We start from the raw sequence: 15,123 nt of genomic DNA, 5'->3' as shown, positions 1-15,123 counted from the left end.
GAAACCAAGTCAACCTCGGAGCCCCTGCAATGATCCGAACCGTCCTGCTTGCCGGCGCCATCCTGGTGTCCGGCGGTTCTGCCGCCTTCGCCCAGAGCGCGACGCCACTTGCCGCCTATGCCGACGAAAATGGCTTCCTGGACGTCCAGGCCCTGACCTGCGCCCAGCTTGCCGGAACATATCAGCAGGACGCAGACGCGCTCACCGCCTGGTATAGCGGCTGGTACAACGGGCTTGCCCGGAAGCACTACTATGACATCAAGAAGGGCAAGCAGGTGGAACACGAGGTCATCGTCTACTGCAAAGCCAATCTCGACAAAAAGATCATCGATGCGATCGCCGTCGTCTTCAAGGACGAACGCGCCAAGCTCGGCATCGAGCTGAAATAGCCCTTGCGGAGGGGGCCGTCGACCAAGTCGGCACCCTCCGGTTCAGGAAAAGTCTTTTCCGGGTCAAACGAATGATGATGGTAGACGTGCCGACATTGTCGCAACTGTCTCAGGTTATGCTGCATGCCACCGCCCCGGCTTTTTTGCTCGGTGCGACGGGTTCCTTCGTCGGCCTGCTAGTCGCCCGCCTCAACGTGATCATCGAGCGCAGCCGCTCCATTCACGGCATCCGCGATCCCGACGATGACCGCTCGCCGCTCAAGACCGACATTCCGCGATTGAAGGTCCGCGCCAAGCTGCTGCAACGCTCGATATCGCTCGCCATCGCAAGCGCCATCAGCACCACGCTGCTGATCGTGTGGAGTTTTATCGCGGCCTTTTTCAACCGCGATCATGAGGTTGGCGCCGCATTGCTGTTCGTGGCGGCCCTGGTTTTCTTCGTCGCCGCGCTGGTCGGGCTGGCGCGCGAGGTTTCGATCGGCCTGGTCGAACTCGACCATCTACCCTAGCTCGACACGCCTCGCCGCATGGCCCTGCGCCTTCGGCAGCAGCGGCTCCAGTGCCAGCGTATCGAAAGCGACGGAGACGTCGACGCGGACTGAGCCGCCGGTCTCCCGCCCTCGGCCAGTCCAGCCGCGAGATCAACTTTGATACCGTCGACGGTGTCACCGGAAGGGGACATATCGCTGCGATGGCGCTATAAAATTGGTCCTACCAAATTGGATTGACAATTCCGGTCGACCACATCAATCTCCAGCCCAATGCGATCGACCAATCGATTGCGAGTGGGAGGAGGAACCTGTGACAAGTCGAGCCAAGCTTTGCGCATTCGCTGCCATGTCCGCATTCTTGACGGTGGCGCCTGCCGCCGCGCAGGAACTGTCGGTGGAGGTAATGCATCCATGGACATCCGGCGGTGAATCGGCCGCGGCCGGCGTCTTCGCCTCGCAGTTCCAGAAGGCGGGCGGCGTCTGGGTCGACCGCGCTATTGCCGGCAACGACGCGCTGATGGCCGCTGCCATGAACCGTATCGTCGGCGGCAACCCGCCCTCCGCCTCGCATTTCAATACCGGCAAACCATTCGAGGAGCTCGTCGACGCCGGCCTGCTTCGTGATGTCGATGTCGTGGCAAGCAAGGAAGGTTGGGCCGCCGTCATTCCGCCGACCTTCCTCGACGCAGTGACCCGCGACGGCAAGATCATGGCGGTGCCGATCAACCTGCAGACCGAGAACTGGATCTGGTATTCGACCGAAGTCTTCGACAAGTCCGGCATCGGCAAGCCTCCCGAGAGCTGGGGCGACTTCCTCGCCGCCGCGGACAAGATCAAGGCAGCCGGTTACATTCCGCTCGCTCTGGGCGGCGGTTCCTGGGCTGAGCGCTTCGTGTTTCAGAAGGTGCTGGTCAGCGTCGCCGGTCCTGAGCTTTACCTGAAGATCCTCAGGGATCGCGATGTCGCGGCATTGCAGGATCCAAAGGTCCAGGAAGCGTTCGAAGTGTTCGGCAAGCTGCGCGGCTATGTCGATCCCGGCAGCTCCAGCCGCAAATGGAATGACGCCACCAATCTCGTCATCACCAACAAGGCCGGCTTCCAGATCATGGGCGACTGGGCCAAGGGCGAATTTGCCGCCGCGGGTCTGACGCCGGGCAAGGAATATGGCTGCACCCTGTTCCCGGGCCAGGAAGTCTCGATCATGAGCGGCGACGTCTTCGTCATGCCGAAGCTCAAGGACGAGAAGGCGACGGAGGCGCAGACCCTGCTCGCCAGCGTGCTTTTCGCCCCGGACACCCAGCTTCAGTTCAACATGAAGAAGGGCTCCAACCCGATCCGTCAGGACATCGATGTCTCGGCGACGGATGTGTGCGCCCAGCATGCGGCCGAAGTGCTGAAGGTCACGGCCAACCAGGTTCCCAATCCGCAGTTCCTGATGTCGAACGACGCGCTCGGCGCCGTCCGCGACGTCATCACTGCCTATTGGAACAACCCGGCGATGACGGCTGCGGAAATGACGACGGCGCTCGCGAAGGTCCTCGAGACAGTCGAGTAGTCGGCGCCTACCGCATCTTGCAGAGCCGACGCACGCCGGCTCTGCCCCATCCGTCGACATCAAGGAATTGCCCATCGTGAAGCCGCAACGGCTCTCGAGCCATGCACCGTCCTTCGTCGCCATGTTGCCGACGACGGTGTTCGTGCTCGTCATCTATCTCGGCTGCATCGCCTGGACGATCTTCATCTCGTTCACCTCGTCCAAGGTGCTGCCCAACACCCGGTTCGTGGGGCTCGCGCAATACCGTCGCCTGCTCGGGACGGAACGCTGGGCCGTCTCCGTCGAAAACGTCCTGATCTACGGCGCGAGCTATATCCTTGGCTGCCTCGTCCTCGGCTTCCTGCTGGCCGTCTTCATCGACCAGAGGGTGCGCTTCGAGAACACGCTCCGGACGATCTACCTGTTTCCCTATGCGCTTTCCTTCATCGTCACCGGCGCGGTCTGGCAGTGGCTGTTCAACCCGCAGCTCGGCATCGAGCAGGCCGTGCGGGATCTCGGCTGGGACAGCTTCGCCTTCGGCATGCTGGCGCGGCCCGAGACAGCCATCTTCGCGCTGGTCATCGCCGCGATCTGGCAGGGCGCCGGCCTCGTCATGGTCATGCTGCTGGCCGGGCTTCGCAGCGTCGATTCCGAAATCCTGAAGGCTGCCCGCGTCGACGGCGTCCCGATCTGGCGCGCCTATGTCAGCATCGTGCTGCCGGAGCTGAAACCGATGATCGTCACCTCCGTCGTCCTGCTGGCGATCGCCGTGGGAGGCGCTGACCTTGGCCGATCGGGTCGCGGTGATGAAGGACGGGATCATCCAGCAACTGGATGCGCCGGACCGGGTCTATTCGACTCCCGCCAATCGCTTCGTTGCCGGCTTCCTCGGTTCGCCCGGCATGAATTTCGTCGAGGGTCGCATTGCGCACCGGGCCGGCCGGACGACGTTCCAAAGCGACACGATCGAGATCGACATCGACGGTTATGCCTTCGCGGCGGCGCCCGAGAATGACCGGCCGGCGACGCTCGGCGTCCGGCCCGAGCATGTCCGGCTCGGTGACGAGGCGGCCGGCGAGCCGTTCCAGGCCGAGGCCCGCATCGAGCTGGTCGAGCCGATGGGCGCCGACACGCTGGTCTGGACCTCGCTCGACGGCAAACCGCTCTCCATCCGCATCAGCTCCGAGCGCCCGATGGCGCGGACGGGCTTCCTTCCCATCGGCCTCTCGCCGGCACGCCTGTCCCTGTTCGACGGCGCGACCGGTCAGCGGCTCTAGAATAACCCCCGGGGGACATCATGAAGATCGTCGACGTCAAGGCTCAGGCACTCTCGGTTCCCGTCGAAGACGGCATCGTCTTCGGCATCGGCAAGGTGCTGCGCCGCGACACGGTTCTGGTTCGCATCGAGACAGAGGATGGCATTGTCGGTTATGGCGAGTCGCATCATGGTCGCGCCGCCGGCTCGATCGCCCATGTCGTCAACAGCCTGCTGCGTTACTTCCTGATCGGCGAGGATGCGACCGACGTCGTCGGCATCTGGCAGCGCATCTACACGATGCAGTTGCGCAGCCACGGCCTCGGCGCCGCGACCTCGATCGCCATGAGCGGTATCGACCAGGCGCTCTGGGATATCCGCGGCAAGGCGGTCGGCTGGCCGCTCTACAAGCTGCTCGGCGGGTCCGCCCGCAAGATCAAGGCCTATGCCGGCGGCGTCTCGCTCGGCTGGAGCGAGCCGGCCTCGCTCTGCGAGGAAGTCGCCCAGGCGCTTGAAGGCAACTACAAGGCGGTCAAGCTGCGGGGCGGCGATACGCCCGCCCGCGACATCGCGCGCGTCGCCGCTGTGCGGAAAGCCTTTGGCGACGATCTCACCATCATGGTCGACGCCAACACCAATTACACGGTCGCCGACGTGCTGAAGGTATTGCCGGCCTTCGAGGAACTCGGCGTAGAATGGCTGGAAGAGCCTTTCGCCCCGCATGATCACCGCAGCTACGCCACCGCTGATCGCAGCAACGTGCCGCTCGCGGCAGGCGAAAACCACTATACCCGCTTCGAGTTCCATCGCCTGATCGAGGATGGCCATGTGGGCATCCTGCAGCCCGACCTCTCCAAGGCGGGCGGCATCACCGAGGTGCTGCGGATCGCGGCACTCGGCTCCGCCTGGAAGTTGCCGATCTGTCCGCACACGGCGACGACTGGCCTTAACATGGCAGTAACCATCCACGTCCTCGCCTCGATCGACAATGCCGGCTATTTCGAGGGCGACATCTCGGAAGCCAACCTGTTCCGAGACGAGCTCGTCTCGACGCCCTACACGGTCGCCACCGACGGGACCGTCTCCCCGCTGGAGCGGCCAGGCATCGGCGTCGACGTTGACGAAGACTTCGCACGCGCTCATCCGTTCATTGACGGACTCGCCTATGCCGAGACGCCGGCACAGGGCGCACGCTAGGGCCTTTCACCGTTTCATCGAAACGGCGCAACGCTCTACCTCTTGGATGGATCGCGTTTTCTTCACGCGTACCGCACACACTTCGCTCGAAAACGCTCTAATCATGCGGGCTGGATCGACGAACAGGAGAATGGGACAAAAGTGTTGGATGGCGAAAACCAGGTTCTGAAAACGGTGAGCGACCTCGTGTCGTTCATCCGCCAGCGCGGCTATGAACCGGGCGAGCGGTTGCCATCGGAGCGCGATCTCACCAATCGCTTCTCCGTCGGCCGCGGCGTCATCCGCGAGGCCCTGACCTTTCTCGAGGCAAGCCGCTACATCGAACGGCGGCGCAATTCCGGCATCTATCTTTCCGGCGTCGCCGACCAGGTCAGCCTCGAGGCGCTCGTCCTCTACTCCAAGCTCAATATACCGCTCGACCGGCGCACGATTGTCGAATGCATGGAGGTTCGCAAGATCCTCGAGGTGCAAGCGATGCAGCTAGCCTGCGAACGACGGACGGACGCCGATCTCGCCGCGCTGAAGCTCATCCTCGCCAATTCGCAGGCGGCGATCGACGCTGGAATTTCCATCGCCGATCTGGACCTCGAATTCCACATGGCAATCTTCCGCGCCGGCCAGAACGACGTTTTCGTCCGCGTGGTGACGCCGTTCTACCTGATGTCGCGCCAGCGCCGGGACGCGTTCTTCGCCGATCCCCGGCATGGCGTCGATTCCCAAAGCCACCACGCGATCATGGTGCAGGCGATCGAGGATCGCGATGTCACCAAGGCGATCGCGCTCATGAACTCGCATATCGGCCGCGTCGAGGACCACTACCTGACGACACTGCCGGATGACGAGAGGTCCATTCAATAACAACAGCCGTCGAGGCAAGCGAAGACTTGCCCGGCTCAGCCATGAGGGACGCCGTGACGAACGATCATCTGCCGAAAGCCGAATACGCCAAGAACATGCGGCTGATCGGCTATTCCGATCAGGGCGGCCGCCCGGATGGCGTCCAGATCATGGTCAACAAGGGCCATGCCTTCATCGGCCACATGTTCTCGCAGGGCTTTTCCGTCATCGACGTGCGCGATCCGCGCAACCCGAAGCCGGTTGCCTATGTGCCGAGCCCGCCCAATACTTGGACCCTGCACCTGCAGGCGCATGACGACCTGCTGCTCGTCGTCAACGCCAAGGACCTCTATCGCGACGCGGTCCTGATGGACGAGCGCAAGTATTATGTCGGCTCCATGAGTGACAAGCTCGGCCTTCAGGCGGAACAAAGCTACAGCGCCGGCTTCCGGGTCTACGACATCAAGAACCCTGCCGCGCCGCGCGAGATCGGCTTCATGCCGGTGGAAGGCGTCGGCGTGCATCGGATCTGGTATGTCGGCGGCCGCTGGGCCTACATGTCAGCGATGTTGGACGGTTTCTCCGACTTCATCTTCCTGATCGTCGACATGGCCGACCCGACCCAGCCGAAGATCGCCGGCAAGTATTGGCTGCCGGGCATGAACATCGCCGCCGGCGAAAAGCCGGACTGGGACGACAAGGCGCTGCGCTATTCCTGCCATCACGGTCTCGTCTCCGGCGACACGGCCTATGTCACCTGGCGCGATGGCGGTGTGACACTGCTCGACATCCAGGACAAAACGGCGCCCAAGCTGATCGCCCACCGCAACTGGTGCCCGCCCTATGGCGGCGGCACCCATAATGCTCTGCCGCTGGTCGATCGCGACCTGCTGGTCGTGCTGGACGAGGCCGTGCTGACGGATTGCGCCGACGGCATCAAGCACATCTGGCTGTTCGATATCCGCGAGCCGTCAAACCCGATCTCGATCTCAACAATGCCGACGCCGTCCGAGATCGACTACGTCAAGAAGGGCGGCCATTTCGGGCCGCATAATCTGCACGAGAACCGCCCCGGCGGCTTCGTTTCGTCGGAGCTGATCTTCGCCACCTACAACAATGCCGGCGTCCGCGCCTTCGACATCCGCGATCCATACCGCCCCGTCGAGGTCGGCGCTTTCGTGCCGGCGGCGCCGACACGAATTCTCGACCATCGCCCCGGCATCCCGCCGATCCTCCATGCCAATGACGTCTATGTCGATGCCAACGGCATCCTCTACCTGACCGACATGAATGCGGGTCTGTCGATCATCGAGATGACAGGCTGAGGGACTGAGATTTTGGCGCGGCACGCGCTCCCGGCGGGATCGTCTTTGCCTCGGCGAAGACCATCAGCGCCTGTCAAAGAAAATGGCCCCGACCGGCAGGCGGTCGGGGCCATCTCAATTGTGTGTCAGCTCGGTCTTACTTGCCGCCCCACTGCTCGGGATAGCCGGGCAGTTCCTGACAGCCGCAGAGGCTGTAGTGCAGGGCCGGCATCCGCTCGTCGATGTAGCTCGCCAGCGTCTCCTGGGTGATCGCCGGCTGCGGCAGGTTCCATTCCGGGCCGGGAACCGGCTTGCCGTCGAGGATGTCGAGCGCGGCGATGATCGGCGTGCGCCACTGGTAGGTCGGATAGGACGGCGCGATGGCGACCAGGTTCTCCTTCTGCCACTTGCGCAGGAAGTCCTGCTGGTCCTCGCCGCTGATCACCGGATAGGGCAGACCGGCGTCCTCGAAGGCTTCGAGTGCCGCCGTCGCCGTGTCGCCGGCATCCATCCAGACCGCGTCGATCTTCACGCCGCGGTTGATGTAATCCTCGACAACCGACTTGGTCTTGGCGCGATCGCTGCTGGTGAACTCCGAGCCGATCACGTTGATGCCGGCTTCGTCGAAGATCGACTTGGCGGCCGAATAACGGGTCTCGAGAACGTCGACGCCGGGAACGATGCGGATCGCCAGGACATTGGCGCCCTTCGGCAGCTTGCTGGCGATGAATTCCGCCGAGGTAATGCCGAAGCCATAACCGCCGACCGGATGGATATAGGTGACGGGGCACTTGGTATTGACGCCACGGTCGAAGACGATGACCGGCAGCTTCTCGCAGGCGGCCTCGACCGCCGGCGTCAGCGCCGCCGTCGTCGTCGGCGAAACGATCAGCACGTCGCACTTGCCGCCATCGAGCAGCGACTGGATGTCGGAGATCTGCTTGTCGTCCTTGCCCTCGGCGTCGAGGATGACCAGTTCCTGGATCCGATCCTTCTGCAGGGCGGCCTCGCCCTTCATGTTGTTGAGGCCGACCACGCGCCAGGGATTGAAGACGCCGGCGTTCGAGAAGCAGATCGTGTGCGGTCCGTCCTTCTTGAACTTCGCGGTGTCGATCATCGCGCCGCCGAGATGCTGCTCCCAGGGCTTGCCCTCAGGGCCCTCGGCCTTGGTCGACAGCAGCTCCCGCTGCTTCTTGAACTCAGCCGGGTCGTTGAATTCCTGGGCATAGGCAGCGGTCGAAAACGCGACCGCCAGCGTTGCCGCCAAAATCGATCTGAATTGCATCCCTGGTCTCCTCTCCATTGACGAAATTATTGTTGAATTGCCGCCTTGGCGGACAATCAGGTTGAGCGGCGATGGCGCAGGACACTCGCCCCCACGGCCGCAATCAGGATGACGCCTTGCAGGCTGTCCCGCAGGGCCTGCGGCAGCCCGAGCAGGTTGAGCAGCGTGAAAAGCGCGAACAGGCTGAGCGCACCGAACAGCGCGCCGACGACGGTGCCGCGACCACCGAGCAACAGCGCGCCGCCGATCACGCAGGCAGCGATTGCCTGCAATTCGAGGCCGCGCCCTGCATTGACGGAAACACCGGAAAACCCACCGATCAGGATGCCGGCGGTGACGGCCGAAAGCGCCGAGATGACGAAGGCCGAAATGCGGGTCGGCTTGACCGGAACGCCCGCCAACTCGGCGGCGCGCGGATTGTCGCCGACCGCGAGCAGCCGCTTGCCATAGGCCGTGGCGTGCAGCCCCCACCAGGCCAGCAGGGTGACGACCACCAGGATAAGGACGGCGATCGGCAGGCTGCCGACCAGCGGGACATCCTTCAGCACCAGCCGCCCCAGATTGCGGAAATTGTCCGGCAGATCGCCACGCGGCGCGCCGCCCGACCAGGCCAGCGCCAAGCCATTGACGAGCAGCATCGTGCCGAGCGTCGCGATGATCGACGGCACCTTCAGGAACGAGACGATGAAGCCGTTGGCCAGCCCGACAGCCAGCCCCATCGCATAGAGACTGGCAATGACGACCCAGGTCATTTCCGGATCACCGCCGATCAGCATCGAGGCGGCGAGAACGACCAGCGTAACGACGGCCCCCATCGACAGATCGAAGCCGCCCGACAGGATGACGTAGAGCTGTCCGCTGGCGAGGATGATCAGCGGCGCTGCCCGGCGCAGAAAATTCATGAACAGCGCCGCGTCGAGATAATTCGGCTGCAGGACCACGATCGCCGCATAGAGCACGACGAAGATCACCAGCGCGAAGTTGATGTTTCGGAGCGAGAGGCGCCGCGTCGCGCGCGCCGTGTCGGAAATGGCGGTCATGCGACGTGTCCCTTGTTGCGAACCGCGTAGACAGCGACTGCCGCGATGACGATCGCGCCGCGCAGGACCTGCTTGAGGAAGGCATCGACGCCGAACATGTTGAAGCTGGCATCAAGGCTGGCGAAGAGCAGCACGCCGGCGATGGTCCCAATTACGCCGCCCTTGCCGCCCGAAAGCGCGGTGCCGCCGATGACGACGATGGCGATGGATTCGAGATCGTAGATGCCGTCCCGGCCGATCCATGGCGTGCCAGATTGCAGCCGGGCGGCCAGATAGAGGCCAGCCACACAGGCGCCCAAGCTGGCGATGATGTGGGCTGCCAGCACAAAGCGCTCGACACGAAGTCCGGCGAGCTTCGCGCCATCCGGATTGCCGCCGACGGCATAGAGGTGGGCACCGAACCGTGTCTTTGCCAACACGAACCAGGCGACGAGCGCCAGTACCGCCAGCAGCAGCACCGGTAGGGGCACGCCGAAAAGCCCCTGATAGGCCAAGGCCTGATACTCGGGCGCGACGCGTCCGCCGAGATAGGTGAAGCCGGCCGACAGCACGCCTTGCAGGATCAGCCCGGTCGACAACGTCGCGATCAGCGGATTGATGCCCCAATAGGCGACCAGGCCGCCATTGATCGCGCCGACGCAAAGCGCAAGCGCGAGGCACGCCGCGATCGCCGGAACGATCATGCCGGGATCGCCCTGCATCAGATAGGAGGCCAGCACGGCGACCGTGCTGATCAGCGCGGCGACGGAAAGGTCGATCGAGCCGACGAGGATCGCGAAGGTCTGGCCGAGGCCGACAAGCCCGAGCGCGACCGTCCTCTGCAGCAGGCCCGTCAGGCCGGCAAAGGATATCTGGTTGGTCTGGCCGGTAATGACAGCGGCGGTCACGTAGATGATGGCGGCAAGCGCGATCACGACGACCGGCACCGGCACATCGCGAAAACCTCGCCTCGCCCTGCCGGCGGGAAGGATGTCGATGCTCATGACGCCATCTCCCGCCCGGTCGCAGCGGCGGCGACGCCGAGCGCCAATTGCATGACCGCGCCTTCTTCGGCGCCGGCCGGCAGCTCACCGGCGATGCGGCCCTGATGCATGACGACGATACGGTCGCTGACGCCGACGATTTCCGGCAGGTCGGACGAGATCATGACGATGGCGCGGCCCTCATTCGCCAGCGCGCGCATCGTCTGGTAGATCGCGGCCTTGGCGGCGACGTCGATGCCGCGCGTCGGTTCGACGAAGACGAAGACGAAGACGCGTGGATTACGCATCAGCCAGCGGGCGATGATCGCCTTCTGCTGGTTGCCGCCGGAGAGTGTCGAAATCTCCTGGCCGAAATCACCGGCGCGGACATCCATGTGCCGTAGGCTCTGATCCACCTTCTGCCGCGACCGGGCTCCGCCATTTGGCGAAGAGAGCGCGGGCGCCATGGCCTGCAAGGTCAGCAGCGCGTTGTCGCGAACCGACTGACGCGGCGCGATTCCCTCTCGCTTGCGATCGCCGGGCAGATAGCCAATTCCGGCTGCCGCCGCCTGACGGGGCGAATGGAGCGACACTGGCTGGCCTGAAATCCGCACCTCGCCGGCTGCAAGCGGCGAGTCGCCGAACAAGGCTCTTGCCAGCGCGCCCTTGCCCGAGTCCTCGAGCCCGGCGACGCCGACGATCTCCCCGGCGCGGGCCGAGAAGTTGATGTCGCGCAGATACCGGCTCTGGCCGCCGCTAATCTCCAACACCGGCGAGCCCGGCTCGGTCGCGCCGCGCGCCGGATAGAAATCCTGCAACTCGCGACCGACCATGGCGGTCACGATGGCATTGATCGTCACATCCCGGCGATCGCGGGTCCAAATGTGACGGCCGTCCTTGAGCACGGTCACCCGATCGGCAATCGCCATCACTTCGGGCATGCGGTGCGAGATGTAGATGATCGCCACGCCTTCAGTCTTCATGCGCCCGACCAGCTTGAGCAGGGAGTGGGCATCATGATCGTCGAGAGCCGCTGTCGGCTCGTCCATCACCAGCACCTTGGCATTCACCAGCATCGCCTTGGCGATCTCGACCAGTTGCTGCTCGGCGATCGAGAGATCGGCGACCAGGGCGCTTGTCGAGATCGAGGATCCGAGCCGATCCAGCAGCGAGCGCGCGCGTTCGTCCATCTGGCGCCGGTCGAGCAGGCCCCATCGCGTCGGTTCCATGCCGGTAAAGATGTTTTCCGCTACCGTTCGGAACGGCAGCAGGCTCAGTTCCTGATGCACGATCGAGATACCGGCGGCGCGCGCCTCGGCCGGATGCTGGAAACGGACGGGCTCGCCATCGAGGAGAACCTCGCCTGTATCGGGGCGATAGCTGCCGCCGAGAACCTTCATCAGGGTCGATTTTCCGGCGCCGTTCTCGCCGCAGATCACATGGACCTCGCCGGCGCGGCAGTCGAAATCGACCGCGTCCAGAGCCTTGACGGTGCCGAAGGCCTTGCCGATGCCGCGCATTTCGAGAACGGCGGTCATGCAACCACCGTGCCTGCCGCCAGCCGCTCGCCCGCCGCCTGCCATTCGCGCCGGATCATGCCGATGCTGTCCAAGAACAGGCGGTCCCGATCCTCGAACAGATCGCGCCAGACACGCGTCGCGCCGGCAAGCTCGGGAACGGAACGACCAAACGCCTCGACGGTCAGCCAGCCATCATAGCGGCAGCGCCGGAGCGCATCGAAATGGGCTGGGAACGGCACGTGCCCGGTTCCCGGCACGCCGCGGTCGTTCTCCGAAATATGGTAGTGATTGATCTCGCGGTGGTAAACTTCGTAGGTCGCGACCGGGTGCTTTTCCTCGATGTTGGCGTGGAACGTATCGAACATGTAGCCGTAGTTGGGATGGTCCACCCGCCGGTAGATGGCGGAGGCCTCAGCCATCGTCGACATGACGTAGCATTCGAATCGATTGACGGCTTCGGCCGAGATCCGGACGCCCGCCGGTGCAGCGTATTCCGCCAGGGACCGCATTGCCTCGACGCACCAGGCCAGTTCGTCCGACGTCGGAGCGAGGCCGGTAAAGTGACCGACTGGCGAATGGACCGGGCCGGCAATGATCTCGCCACCCATCGCATGGGTGCAATCGACGAGCCAGCTGTGATGGTCGCGGGCGCGGGCCCGCACCGCAGGGTCGGAACTGATCGGATTGGCCTGCGGCGGAACGGTGCCCGCAGTCGCCACAGATAGGCCGATGTCGCGCAGCAACGCACCCAGTGCCGCATAGCGTTGGACGTCCCCAGTGAAGACCGGCACTTCGACGCCGTCATAGCCCAGCGCCTTGAGGCGTTCGAGCACCGGCGCATGGTCAGCCGTGATCTCGGCGCCGAGAACAAGAAGATTGAACGCGACCTTCAACGCCGGCCACTCCCAGATACGCGCATTGCAACGACCTCCCAGTCAACGAATCGACGTTGCCACATCGCCGGAATCGTGGCTTGCAACAATCAACATTGGTAAATAGCTTAAAACCGTCTTGGCTTTGGGAGGGGACCTTGAACACACAAATCGGCGCCAATATCGATCCGAAGCCCAGGCTCACGGTGTTCCGCCAGCCGAACTCGCTGATGTATTCGGACAATTGCCGGGACCTTCAGATCGCGGCCGGCCAGGGCGAGGTGGAGCTGCGCGCCTGGACGCGCGGAAGCTATCCCGGAACATCGCTGGGCGAGCGACTGCCGGGCATCTGTACCACCGGCTACTGGGACGCGAAGTTCCAGCAGACCTGGGGACTGAAGCGCCATTGCAACGAGGGCTTCAAGATCGCGTTTCTGTCACGCGGAAGCCTTCGGCTGGTCGTGGACGAAACGGAACACTTGCTTCGGCAGGGCCAGTTCATCGTCATCCGCCCCTGGCAGTTGCACTCGATCGGTGATCCGGTCGTGGGTCCCAGCCGCCTGTTGTGGCTCATTCTCGACGGCGGACTGCGGCGACCGAACGAAAGCTGGAGTTGGCCCGAGTGGATGGTGTTCTCCGAAGACGAGGCCAGGACGCTCGGCAAAATCCTGACCCAGAACGAACAGCCCGTCTGGGACGGCAACAGCGAGCTTGGCAGTGCATTCGAAGCCATCGCGCCGATCCTCGCCAACCGGACGCCGGAGACCGGCGAAACACGGCTCAAGGTGGCGATCAATACGGTCATGCTCGCGTTGATCGACCGCATGATGGAACAGGCGCCGGCGCTCGACCCCAATTTGTCGACTGCCCGGCACACCGTTGCGATCTTCCTCCGTCGCCTGCCCGCACGCGCCGAGGAAGGCTGGACGCTGGAGGGAATGGCCGAGGAATGCGGGCTCTCGCGGACGCGGTTCGCCGACTACTGCAAATTGCTGACCAATATGAGCCCGCTGCAATACCTCCAGCATCTGCGGCTCGAACGGGCGACCGTCATGCTGCAGGGCGCCAAGCGCCCCAGCATCACCGACATCGCGATGGCCTGCGGCTTCAACTCCAGCCAGTATTTTTCCTACGCGTTTCGCAAGCGCTACGGCTACGCGCCAAGAGCAATCGCGGCTCAAAGGTAGGGCTTAGATCAAAGGCGAACCGAGTTCGTGCCGCAGAAACAAACAGATCTCCGGCACGAACCTACGCCGGAGATCTGAGCGGCGCGTAGCCGCATCGAGTGTGACAAGCGCCCTTGCGCTGGACTTAGCCCAGCGCCGCCTGCTCCCGGCAAATCCGATCTACCAGGGCGTCGAACTCGCCTTTGGGAGGGCGTTGCGTTGCCAGGCGTTGCTTGAGGTGTGCGATCGGCTCGGCCAGAATTTCGTCGAGGCTCTCGGCGCAGCTGAAGTCACCGACCACGCTCTTGATCTTGGAATTATCGAAGATCGCCGTCCAAGCCTTGTCGCCGGTCAGCGGGCCGATCCACTCCGGGTTGTAGCGGACCAGCGTATCGGTCGGGACATGCACGATCCTGGCTTCAACGCCAAGCAGACGAGCAATGGCCTTCTGGATATCGTCCCAGATATGGGCGCGGTCATTGGTGATGTGAAAAACGTCATTCAGCGCGGCCTTGTTGCCGAACAGCCCGACAAACGGCACGGCGAAATCGACCGATCGGGTCAGCGTCCAGGGCGTATGGCCATCTCCGGCGACAATGGTGGGCTCGCCGTCCAGCATGCGGCGCGCCATGATATCGCTGTCGCCCATCATGATCGGCAGGCCGGTGCGAACCGTATGGCTGGGTCGCACAATGGTCCAATTCAGTCCCTGGGAATCCTCCAGCAGCTTTTCGCAGGCGATTTTGGCCTGGCTATAGGGCCAGAAAGGATTGATCGCCGGCGTGTTCTCGGTGATCACATAATGGCGCGCCGGCTTTTCATAAACGGAAGCCGAAGAGATGAAGATGTATTGCCCGCAGTGGCCGGTGAATATTTCGATGTCCCGCGCCACCTGATCGGGCGTGAAGGCAATGAACTGACATACGACGTCAAAGTTCTCCTTGGCCAGATCGGCATACTCTGCGCCCGCCAGATCGCCGACGATGGACGTGACGCCTGAGGGCAGCGCGTTCTCCCGCTTGCCGCGATTGAAGACGCTGACATCGTGCCCCTGCGCGACGGCGCGCTCGACGCATGGAAAGGAAATCTGGCCGGTACCGCCGATGAAGAGAATGCTCAGTGCCATCTGAAAAACCTTTGCCGGATACGGAGACTCACTGCTTTCGCTCGGAAGACACTGGCATGGCTTGCAACCTCGCGCCAACGGACCCTGATCCGGGCAGTCCGGCAGCATCGACGCCGATCGAGTTCCCCTGCTCCATCGCTTCCGC

The 15,123-nt window shown here is 63.6% G+C and carries 15 protein-coding genes; 9 read left to right on the top strand and 6 right to left on the bottom strand.

The annotated features are described in order from the left end of the window. Window positions 1-29: 29 nt before the first annotated feature. The 8 genes from OSH12_RS15760 (at window position 30) to OSH12_RS15720 (ending at window position 7,028) form a co-directional block, all read left to right on the top strand. Window positions 30-389: an HdeA/HdeB family chaperone gene (locus tag OSH12_RS15760; RefSeq protein ID WP_266344540.1), complete on the top strand. Its 360-nt coding sequence runs from the start codon at window positions 30-32 to the stop codon at window positions 387-389. Between the two features lie 71 nt (window positions 390-460). Then, window positions 461-898 (top strand): DUF2721 domain-containing protein, encoded by a 438-nt coding sequence (locus tag OSH12_RS15755; RefSeq protein ID WP_266344539.1) that lies wholly within the window; start codon window positions 461-463, stop codon window positions 896-898. Window positions 899-1,226: 328 nt separating this feature from the next. Continuing rightward, the gene (locus tag OSH12_RS15750) at window positions 1,227-2,435 is read left to right on the top strand and encodes an ABC transporter substrate-binding protein (protein ID WP_266344538.1); all 1,209 of its coding nucleotides are present in this window, start codon (window positions 1,227-1,229) and stop codon (window positions 2,433-2,435) included. A 76-nt stretch (window positions 2,436-2,511) separates the two neighbouring features. Beyond that, entirely contained in the window at window positions 2,512-3,429 is a 918-nt protein-coding gene (locus OSH12_RS15745; RefSeq protein WP_323180666.1) for a carbohydrate ABC transporter permease, read from the top strand. Next, window positions 3,317-3,691 (top strand): TOBE domain-containing protein, encoded by a 375-nt coding sequence (locus OSH12_RS15735; RefSeq protein WP_266344537.1) that lies wholly within the window; start codon window positions 3,317-3,319, stop codon window positions 3,689-3,691. Before OSH12_RS15745 ends, OSH12_RS15735 begins: the two co-directional genes overlap by 113 nt. Window positions 3,692-3,711: 20 nt before the next feature. Then, the gene (locus OSH12_RS15730) at window positions 3,712-4,866 is read left to right on the top strand and encodes a mandelate racemase/muconate lactonizing enzyme family protein (RefSeq protein WP_266344536.1); all 1,155 of its coding nucleotides are present in this window, start codon (window positions 3,712-3,714) and stop codon (window positions 4,864-4,866) included. 141 nt (window positions 4,867-5,007) lie between these two features. Next, window positions 5,008-5,724, top strand: a complete 717-nt coding sequence (locus OSH12_RS15725) for a FadR/GntR family transcriptional regulator (RefSeq protein ID WP_266344535.1) — start codon at window positions 5,008-5,010, stop codon at window positions 5,722-5,724. A 53-nt stretch (window positions 5,725-5,777) separates the two neighbouring features. Further along, entirely contained in the window at window positions 5,778-7,028 is a 1,251-nt protein-coding gene (locus OSH12_RS15720; protein WP_266344534.1) for an LVIVD repeat-containing protein, read from the top strand. A gap of 136 nt (window positions 7,029-7,164) precedes the next feature. On the opposite strand, the gene OSH12_RS15715 is transcribed toward OSH12_RS15720, so the two are convergent. Genes OSH12_RS15715 through OSH12_RS15695 form a run of 5 tightly spaced genes read right to left on the bottom strand, consistent with a single transcriptional unit; the run spans window position 7,165 to window position 12,707 of the window. Next, window positions 7,165-8,292 (bottom strand): substrate-binding domain-containing protein, encoded by a 1,128-nt coding sequence (locus OSH12_RS15715; RefSeq protein ID WP_266344533.1) that lies wholly within the window; start codon window positions 8,290-8,292, stop codon window positions 7,165-7,167. A gap of 56 nt (window positions 8,293-8,348) precedes the next feature. Then, window positions 8,349-9,332, bottom strand: coding sequence for an ABC transporter permease (locus OSH12_RS15710; protein WP_266344532.1), 984 nt, complete (start codon window positions 9,330-9,332; stop codon window positions 8,349-8,351). Next, a complete protein-coding gene (locus OSH12_RS15705) occupies window positions 9,329-10,315 on the bottom strand; it encodes an ABC transporter permease (protein ID WP_266344531.1) in 987 nt (328 codons plus the stop codon). The genes OSH12_RS15710 and OSH12_RS15705 overlap by 4 nt, the downstream gene beginning before the upstream one ends. Beyond that, the gene (locus tag OSH12_RS15700) at window positions 10,312-11,832 is read right to left on the bottom strand and encodes a sugar ABC transporter ATP-binding protein (protein WP_266344530.1); all 1,521 of its coding nucleotides are present in this window, start codon (window positions 11,830-11,832) and stop codon (window positions 10,312-10,314) included. The genes OSH12_RS15705 and OSH12_RS15700 overlap by 4 nt, the downstream gene beginning before the upstream one ends. Continuing rightward, complete coding sequence (locus OSH12_RS15695; protein WP_266344529.1) at window positions 11,829-12,707, bottom strand: sugar phosphate isomerase/epimerase family protein; 879 nt, start codon at window positions 12,705-12,707, stop codon at window positions 11,829-11,831. The genes OSH12_RS15700 and OSH12_RS15695 overlap by 4 nt, the downstream gene beginning before the upstream one ends. A gap of 137 nt (window positions 12,708-12,844) precedes the next feature. Here OSH12_RS15695 and OSH12_RS15690 point away from each other — a divergent pair, with 137 nt between their 5' ends. After that, the gene (locus tag OSH12_RS15690; RefSeq protein WP_266344528.1) at window positions 12,845-13,873 is read left to right on the top strand and encodes a helix-turn-helix transcriptional regulator; all 1,029 of its coding nucleotides are present in this window, start codon (window positions 12,845-12,847) and stop codon (window positions 13,871-13,873) included. A 124-nt stretch (window positions 13,874-13,997) separates the two neighbouring features. Here the strand turns inward: OSH12_RS15690 and OSH12_RS15685 are convergent, their stop codons facing one another. Beyond that, window positions 13,998-14,978 (bottom strand): SDR family oxidoreductase, encoded by a 981-nt coding sequence (locus OSH12_RS15685; RefSeq protein ID WP_266344753.1) that lies wholly within the window; start codon window positions 14,976-14,978, stop codon window positions 13,998-14,000. Between the last annotated feature and the right edge of the window lie 145 nt (window positions 14,979-15,123).

The organism is Kaistia terrae (genome assembly GCF_026344005.1).
GTDB classification, from domain to species: domain Bacteria; phylum Pseudomonadota; class Alphaproteobacteria; order Rhizobiales; family Kaistiaceae; genus Kaistia; species Kaistia terrae.
Note: the sequence above shows the minus strand (reverse complement) of the source record. Positions and strands in the feature narration are given on the sequence as shown.

Coding starts and splice junctions, on each gene's coding strand:
- OSH12_RS15760 (WP_266344540.1), top strand. CDS start 30: ATGATCCGAACCGTCCTGCTTGCCGGCGCCATCCTGGTGTCCGGCGGT.
- OSH12_RS15755 (WP_266344539.1), top strand. CDS start 461: ATGATGATGGTAGACGTGCCGACATTGTCGCAACTGTCTCAGGTTATG.
- OSH12_RS15750 (WP_266344538.1), top strand. CDS start 1,227: ATGTCCGCATTCTTGACGGTGGCGCCTGCCGCCGCGCAGGAACTGTCG.
- OSH12_RS15735 (WP_266344537.1), top strand. CDS start 3,317: ATGAATTTCGTCGAGGGTCGCATTGCGCACCGGGCCGGCCGGACGACG.
- OSH12_RS15730 (WP_266344536.1), top strand. CDS start 3,712: ATGAAGATCGTCGACGTCAAGGCTCAGGCACTCTCGGTTCCCGTCGAA.
- OSH12_RS15715 (WP_266344533.1), bottom strand. CDS start 8,292: ATGCAATTCAGATCGATTTTGGCGGCAACGCTGGCGGTCGCGTTTTCG.
- OSH12_RS15710 (WP_266344532.1), bottom strand. CDS start 9,332: ATGACCGCCATTTCCGACACGGCGCGCGCGACGCGGCGCCTCTCGCTC.
- OSH12_RS15705 (WP_266344531.1), bottom strand. CDS start 10,315: ATGAGCATCGACATCCTTCCCGCCGGCAGGGCGAGGCGAGGTTTTCGC.
- OSH12_RS15700 (WP_266344530.1), bottom strand. CDS start 11,832: ATGACCGCCGTTCTCGAAATGCGCGGCATCGGCAAGGCCTTCGGCACC.
- OSH12_RS15685 (WP_266344753.1), bottom strand. CDS start 14,978: ATGGCACTGAGCATTCTCTTCATCGGCGGTACCGGCCAGATTTCCTTT.